4 protein-coding genes and 1 pseudogene are annotated in these 6,974 nt (G+C 74.0%); 2 read left to right on the forward strand and 3 right to left on the reverse strand.

The genetic code is table 11. From position 1 onward, the window contains the following. A pseudogene (locus MNZ39_RS22595) lies at nucleotides 1-297 on the reverse strand (hypothetical protein); the annotation flags it as partial. 223 nt (nucleotides 298-520) lie between these two features. Here MNZ39_RS22595 and MNZ39_RS22600 point away from each other — a divergent pair. Both MNZ39_RS22600 and MNZ39_RS22605 read left to right on the forward strand, forming a co-directional pair. Continuing rightward, nucleotides 521-1,870, forward strand: a complete 1,350-nt coding sequence (locus MNZ39_RS22600) for a metallophosphoesterase (protein ID WP_242341358.1) — start codon at nucleotides 521-523, stop codon at nucleotides 1,868-1,870. 148 nt (nucleotides 1,871-2,018) lie between these two features. Beyond that, a complete protein-coding gene (locus MNZ39_RS22605) occupies nucleotides 2,019-3,704 on the forward strand; it encodes a CotH kinase family protein (protein WP_242341359.1) in 1,686 nt (561 codons plus the stop codon). Between the two features lie 138 nt (nucleotides 3,705-3,842). Here the strand turns inward: MNZ39_RS22605 and MNZ39_RS22610 are convergent, their stop codons facing one another. Continuing rightward, the gene (locus MNZ39_RS22610; protein ID WP_242341360.1) at nucleotides 3,843-5,801 is read right to left on the reverse strand and encodes an ABC-F family ATP-binding cassette domain-containing protein; all 1,959 of its coding nucleotides are present in this window, start codon (nucleotides 5,799-5,801) and stop codon (nucleotides 3,843-3,845) included. Nucleotides 5,802-5,863: 62 nt separating this feature from the next. Continuing rightward, complete coding sequence (gene mtnP, locus MNZ39_RS22615) at nucleotides 5,864-6,742, reverse strand: S-methyl-5'-thioadenosine phosphorylase (RefSeq protein WP_242341361.1); 879 nt, start codon at nucleotides 6,740-6,742, stop codon at nucleotides 5,864-5,866. Between the last annotated feature and the right edge of the window lie 232 nt (nucleotides 6,743-6,974).

Raw genomic sequence — 6,974 nt, forward strand, 5'->3', positions numbered from 1 at the left:
CGGCCTCGCGCGCGCGGGCCGGGCGGCGGCGGTGCTCGCGGGCACGACGGAGGGACCGGGCACGGCCTCCGCACCGCCGGCGGGCGCCTGCTCGCTCGGCGGCGTGGCCGAAGCCTGCTCCATCGCCGGGCCCACCTCCCCGCGGGTCGCCGGCGCGTCCACGCGCCCATCGTCGGGCGCGCCCGCGGCGGGGTCCGGCTGGGGTGCGGGCTCCTCCGCGGACGCGCCGCCGGGGAGCCCCAGGGTGGCCGCGAGGGCGAGCGCGACCGTGACGAGCGAGTGACGGAACGGTTTCACGGACCGCTCACGGTGCAACGGGGGTGCCCACCGCTCGACGCCCGGGCATGCGGCCGCGCGGTCCCAGGACGTTCCGCTGAGTGGAAACGCTTTTCCCATCGGCTGAACGCCATGGCCCTGTCTCGCGGGGTCGGGATGGATCGCGGTGCCCTCCCTGTTTCCCCAGGTCCTCCCACCCACTCGAACGTCGCGGCGCCGCAAAGGGGCCGACGAGGAGACCTGCTTGCGCCAGCTCGCCCGGCTGATCCTCTCCACCCTGCTCGTGCTGCCGGGCCTCGCGTCGGCCGCCGCGATCACGCGCGGTCCCTTCCTGCAGCAGACCGCGCCGCACGCCTCGCTCGTCGTGCTGAACACCGACGTGCCGGCGGCCGTGCGCGTGGTCGCGGAGCTCGGGGCCGGCGGGACGGTGGTGGGGGAGAGCGCCGGCACGGCGCACCACGTGGTCAGGCTCGAAGGCCTGCCCGCCGCGAGCGTCGTCTCCTACCGCGTCGAGCTCGAGGGAGCGGTTCGCGCCACGGGCACCCTCCGCACGCCCGGCGAGCCCGACACGGCCGAGGGCCAGCGGACGGTGCTCGGGGTCATCGGCGACTACGGCACCCAGGGCCCGATCCAGGCCGGAAACACGGCGGCGCTGCTCGCGCGCGGCGTGTCGGCGGTGCTCACCGTGGGCGACAACGCCTATCCCGACGGGAAGGCGGAGGACTGGGATCCGGCGGTGTTCCGCCCGATGGCGGCGCTCCTCGCCTCGACCACGTTCTGGCCGGTGCCGGGCGACCACGAGTACCGGCTGCCCTACGCCCAGCCTTACCTCGACGCGCTCGAGCTGCCGGAGGGGCCCGACGGCGAGCGCTATTACTCCTTTGACTGGGGCGACGTGCACGTCGTCGCGCTCGACTCGAACTGCCTCTCGCCGATGGACGCCGCGACCGCGGGCTGCACGCGGGACTCGATGGTCACCTGGCTGCGCGAAGACCTCGCGGCCACCCAGGCGCCGTGGAAGCTCGCGCTGCTCCACCGCCCGGTGCTCGCCACCGGCAAGTACGGCTCCTTCCCGGAGGTGGCGAGCGCGCTCGAGCCGCTCTTCCAGGAGTACGGCGTGGACGTCGTCTTCCAGGGACACAACCACCTGTACGAGCGCACCTGGCCCTCGCGCGACGGCGCGCCGGTGAAGACCGGGGAGGGCGCGTACGATCGCCCCGGCGCGCCGGTGTACGTGACGACCGGCGGCGGGGGCGACTGGCTCTACGACTTCGAGAAGCCGGTGGCGCCGTTCACCGCGTACCGGGAGAAGGTCGGTCAGCACGTGGTGGTGACGGTCGACGGCGGCTCGATGCACGTGGAGTCCGTTCGCCACGACGGCGTCGTCCACGACGAGTTCACGATCGCGAAGGACGTCGCGCCGGCGCCCGCCGGAACCGGCGGGGGCGGAGGTGGCGGCTCGAGCTGGCAGTCCGGCGGGCCGGTCGTCCGCGGTGGTGGCTGCGCCAGCGCCGGCGGGGGCGCCGGGCTCGCCGCGTTCGCCGCCCTCGCCGTGAGCGAGACGCTCCGGCGTCTGCGCCGGCGCGCGCGCTGAGGCCTCTTCCGGTGGCGCTCGACGCGCGTCGCGCGAGGGGCGGGGCCGGCCCCGTTCGCGGCTGCGCCGGGCGACGCTCGAGCCCCGGTCGCGACTCGGGCCCGTGACGCCGGCGCTCGGGGCGCGCGCGTTGCAGCGCCCCTTGGGCATGAGCTCTCGCTTCGCCCTCGTGGCGTTCCTCGCCACGGTGCTCCTCGCCTGCAACGCCGACGCCCCGCCCCTCCCGAAGGTGGATCCCCCTCCTGGAGATCCGCCCCCGCCGACGTGCAACGACTGCGGCACGCCCGGCACCCCGACGGACCGCGTCCCCGAGGTGGTGAGCTGGCCGGACCTCCAGCAGAAGGTCGAGCCGCTCGCGATCACGTTCCCGCAGTCGACGGCGGACATCGTCTACCAGCTGTGGAGCAAGGTGTACGCGCCGGGGCGGCTGTACCTCGGCGGCACCTGGTACGACGTCGAGCTGCGGCAGCGCGGAGACGGCGCGCGCGAGCACCCGAAGCACAGCTGGAAGACGCGCCACCCCACGAGCGGCGAGACCCACGACGGCGCGCCCGGGACGGGATCCTGGCCCACCCGGACGCGCAACTACCTCGCCGAGTACCTCGACGGCGGCTACCTCTCCGACCCGTTCTGCTACGGCCTCCTGCTGGGCGCCGGCGTCCGCTCGCCGCGGTGGCGCTTCATCACGCTCGACGTGAACGGGGAGCACCAGGGCGTCTACGTCGAGGTGCAGGAGGCGGACGACAAGCACTTCCTCCGCGATCACGGCTTCGACGCGGACTCCACGACCTACCGCTGCGGCCTCCGCGACTGCGAGATGAAGCTCTCGCCTCCCGCCTCGTACCAGGGCCAGTGGGAGAAGGAGACGAACGAGACGCAGCCGTGGGACGACCTCTGGACGTTCCTCCGCGAGCTCAACCGGACGCCGGAGCACGAGTTCCCCGCCTGGCTCGCGGGGCACTTCGACGTCGATCGCCTGGTCCGCATGTACGCGGTCGCGATCCTCGTCAGCTGGTCGGGGATCGACGACTCGGGCAGCTACCTCGTCCACGACGCCGCGACGGGCAAGTGGTCCTTCGTGCCGTGGGATCTCAACAACGCGCGGATCGTGTACTGGCGCGGGCTCAGTCCGACGGCGACGCCGAACTGGCACGACGCGATCCCGACCTACACGCTCTACGATCCCGCCACCCTGGGGGTCGCGGCCGACAAGTCGCAGCGCTACGGCGTCAGCGCGCATCCGCCCTTCGTGGTGCTGTTCCAGCGCCTGTGGGACGCGCCCGCGCTCCGCAACCGGGTGCTCGACGAGGTCGAGAAGATGCTCGACGGCGTGTTCTCGGAGGCGCAGGCGTTCCCGCGCATCGAGGCGCTCCACGCCCTCATCGCCGGACCGCTGCAGCGGGATCCCTGGGTGGATCAGGAGCTCGCCGCCGCGTCGGTGCGGTTCCTCGAGGAGTACGTCACGCGCCGCACCGGGTTCCTCCGGGGCGAGATCCCCAGGGAGCGGCACCGTGGGGAGGGCGGCCTCGTCGTGAACGCGATCGGGCCGGGGTTCCTCGAGCTCTACAACCGCGAGGACGCGCCGCGCGATCTCGCGGGCCTCACCCTCACCTCCGACCTCCGCGATCGGCTGCAGAGCGCGCTCCCCGCCGGCACGGTCGTGCCGGCGCACGGGAAGGTCACCGTGCCCTTCACTGCCGGCGCGGATGGGGGCGAGGTCGGCGTCTTCGACGCGACCACCCAGCTGCCGCTCGACGCGACGTTCTACGCGCCGCTCGGCGGCAGGACGTACGCGAGGATCCCGGACGGCGCGGAGGCGTGGGGCTGGAGATAGGCGCGCAAGGCGCAGGAGACCGGCGCCGAGGCCGCAGCGACGCGCGCGAGGCCCACGGCCAGGTCGCCGCAGTGCGCGGCTCGAAGCAGAGGAGCGCTGCGGGCGCGAGGAGCGAGGACGCCCGCCGCAGGCCCGGCATCACGCGCCGCGCAGCGCCTCGAGCTCCTGCCAGCGCGCGTAGAGCCGCTCGACCTCGACGCCTGCGGCGGCGAGCGCGTCGCGCATGCCGCCGACCGCGGCGCCGTCCTTCTGGTAGGTGGCGGGGTCCGAGAGCGCGGCCTCCAGCGCGGCCTTCCGCTCCTCGGCCGCGAGGATCGCGGCCTCCATGCCCTCGAGCTCCCGCTGCTCCTTGAACGAGAGCTTCCCCGGCCGGCGCGCGCGCTCCGCCGGCGCCGCCGTGCGGGCCTGCGGCCCCGCGGCGCGGACCTCTGGGCGGGCGGGTCCGGCCTCCGCGCGCGCGGCCGCCTCGGCCTGCCCCTTCAACGTGCGATAGGTCTCGTAGTTGCCCTCGTAGCGGACCGCCCTCCCCTCCCCCTCGAACGCCAGGATCGCGGTCGCGACCTTGTCGAGGAAGTAGCGATCGTGGGTGACGAGGAGGACGGCGCCGTCGAACGCGAGGAGGAGCCGCTCGAGCACGTTGAGCGTGACGAGGTCGAGGTCGTTCGTGGGCTCGTCCAGCACGAGGACGTTCGCGCCGGCGAGGAAGGCGCGCGCGAGGAGCAGCCGGTTCCGCTCGCCGCCCGAGAGCGCCTTCACCTGCATGCGCTGGACGGTGGGCGGGAAGAGGAGGTCGTCGAGGTAGTCGCGGAGGGCGACCCGCCGGCCCCCGAGCTCCACGAAGTCCTCGCCGCGCGTGCCGTCCCGGCTCCCGCCGGCGGCCTCGTAGACCGTCTGCTCCGGATCGAGGGCCTCGCGCCCCTGATCGTGGTACGCCACCCGCGTGCGCGCGCCGACCACCACGCGCCCGCCGTCGGCGGCCAGCTCGCCGAGCAGGACCCGCAGGAACGTCGTCTTGCCCGCGCCGTTCGGACCGACGATGCCGATCCGCTCGCCGCGCTGCACGGTGAGGCTCACGCCCGCGAGGACCTGCCGCTCGCCGAAGCGCTTCACGAGGTCGTGCCCCTCGAGGACCGTCTGCGACAGGCGCGGCGTCGCCGCGAGCTGCAGCTCCGGGACGCGCGGGCGCTCCGCCCCGCGCTCGGCCATGAGGCGCCGCGCCCGCTCGATGCGCGCCTTCGACTTCGTCCGCCGCGCCTCCACCCCGCGGCGGAGCCAGGCGACCTCCTGCGCGATCCAGCGCTCGCGCTTGTGCCCCGCGAGCGCCCCCTGCTCCTCGGCCACGAGCTTCTGCTCGAGGTAGGCCTCGTAGTTCCCCGGGTAGCTCGTGACGCCGGCGCCCGGCGCGATCTCGACGATGCGATCCACGAGGTCGTCGAGGAAGTAGCGATCGTGGGTGACGAGGAGGAGCGCGCCCTTCAGCCGGTCGAGCTCCTCCTCGAGCCAGTCGACGGTGTCGGCATCGAGGTGGTTCGTCGGCTCGTCCAGGAGGAGCAGATCGGGGTGCGTGAGCAGCGCCCGCGCGAGCGCGACGCGCTTGCGCGTGCCGCCCGAGAGCTCCGCCACGGGGCGGTCCCACTCCTTCACGCCGAGCCGGTCGAGCAGCCGCCGCGCCTCGTGCGCCGTGTCCCACCCGCCGAGCTGGTCGATGCGATCCGAGAGCTGCGCGAGCTCCACGAGGAGGCGATCGTGGGCGGCGACGTCGCGCTCGGCCGAGAGGCGCGCCGAGAGCGCCGCGTGCGCGTCGATCGCCGCGCGGAGCGGCGCGCGCGCGACCTCGAGCTCGGACGCGACGGTCGCCCCGGCGGGGAACGTGGGCTCCTGCGGCAGGTAGGTGACGAGCGCGCCGCGCCGGAGCTGCACCTCGCCGGCGTCCGGCTCCGCCGCGCGCGCGAGCATGCGCATGAGCGACGACTTCCCCGAGCCGTTCACGCCCACGAGCCCGACGCGCTCGCCCTCCTCGAGGGTGAGCGTGAGCCCGTCGAAGACGGTGCGGCTGCCGAAGGCGAGCCGGAGCGAGGCGGCGTGGAGGAGCGTCACCGCGACTTCATACCACCGGACCTGCGGGGTCGCCGGGCCGGGCCGTGGTTCGCGCCGCCCTCCTAGCCGAGGTACTTGCCGAGGAGCAGCCCGAGCTTCTGGCGGACCTCCGGGGAGAGCCGCGACCGGTCGGACCAGATCGCGAGCGCGAGCGCGGACTGACACGCGCACGGCTTCTCGATGGCGGCGACCTGCGGGATCGCGCGCCGGATGAGCTCGAGCGCGTTCTGCGTCGCGACCTTCACGTTCCCGAGGATCTCCTCGATGAGCTTCGCCTGGTCGAGGGTCGCCGGGTGCGGCTTCCAGCAGTCGTAGTCGGTGGGGAGGGCGACGGCCGCGTAGCAGAGCTCCGCCTCCCGGGCGAGCTTCGCCTCGGGCATCAGCGTCATCCCGATGAGCGAGGCGCCCCAGCTCCGGTGCAGCTCGCTCTCGGCCCGGGTCGAGAACTGCGGCCCCTCCATGCACACGTACGTGCCGCCCTGGTGGACGCGCGCCGGGAACCCGGTGCCCGCCTTCACGAGGACGTTGCGGAGCGTGTTGCAGAACGGCGCCGCGAGCTCCACGTGGACGGCCAGCTCGTCGAAGAACGTGCCCGCCCGCCGGAAGGTCCGGTCGATCACCTGGTCCGGGATGACGAGGTGCTTCGGCGCGACCTCCTCGCGGAGGCTCCCGCACGCGCCGCTCGCGAGCACGTGGGTCACGCCGAGCGACTTGAGCGCCCAGATGTTCGCGCGGTAGGGCACGGCCGACGGGTTCCGCATGTGCCCGTCGCCGTGGCGCGACAGGAGGGCCACCGGGACGCCGGCCACCTCCGTGAGCGTGATCGGTCCGGAGGGGCGCCCGAAGGGCGTGTCGATCTCACGCTGCTCGCCTGCCCCGAGCGCCCCGAGCGCCTCACCGAGCCCCGTCCCGCCGATGACTCCGACCACGACCCGACTCATCGCTGACCTCCAGAGAGGCGCCAGTGTACCGGAACGAGGCGCCCGGGTGCCGGCGCGAGCGCCTCGGCCGCGCGATCCGACGCCCGTGTCGGTGCGCAAGCGCGACAAAAGAAAAAAGCCCGCCGGCGCGAATTGCGCCAGCGGGCCAAGAAAAAAATGCGGCAGCGACCTACTCTCCCACACCGCTTCCGGTGCAGTACCATCGGCTCTGGTGGGCTTAACTACCGTGTTC

It is taken from the genome of Anaeromyxobacter sp. SG66 (assembly GCF_022690805.1).
GTDB classification, from domain to species: Bacteria; Myxococcota; Myxococcia; order Myxococcales; family Anaeromyxobacteraceae; genus Anaeromyxobacter; species Anaeromyxobacter soli.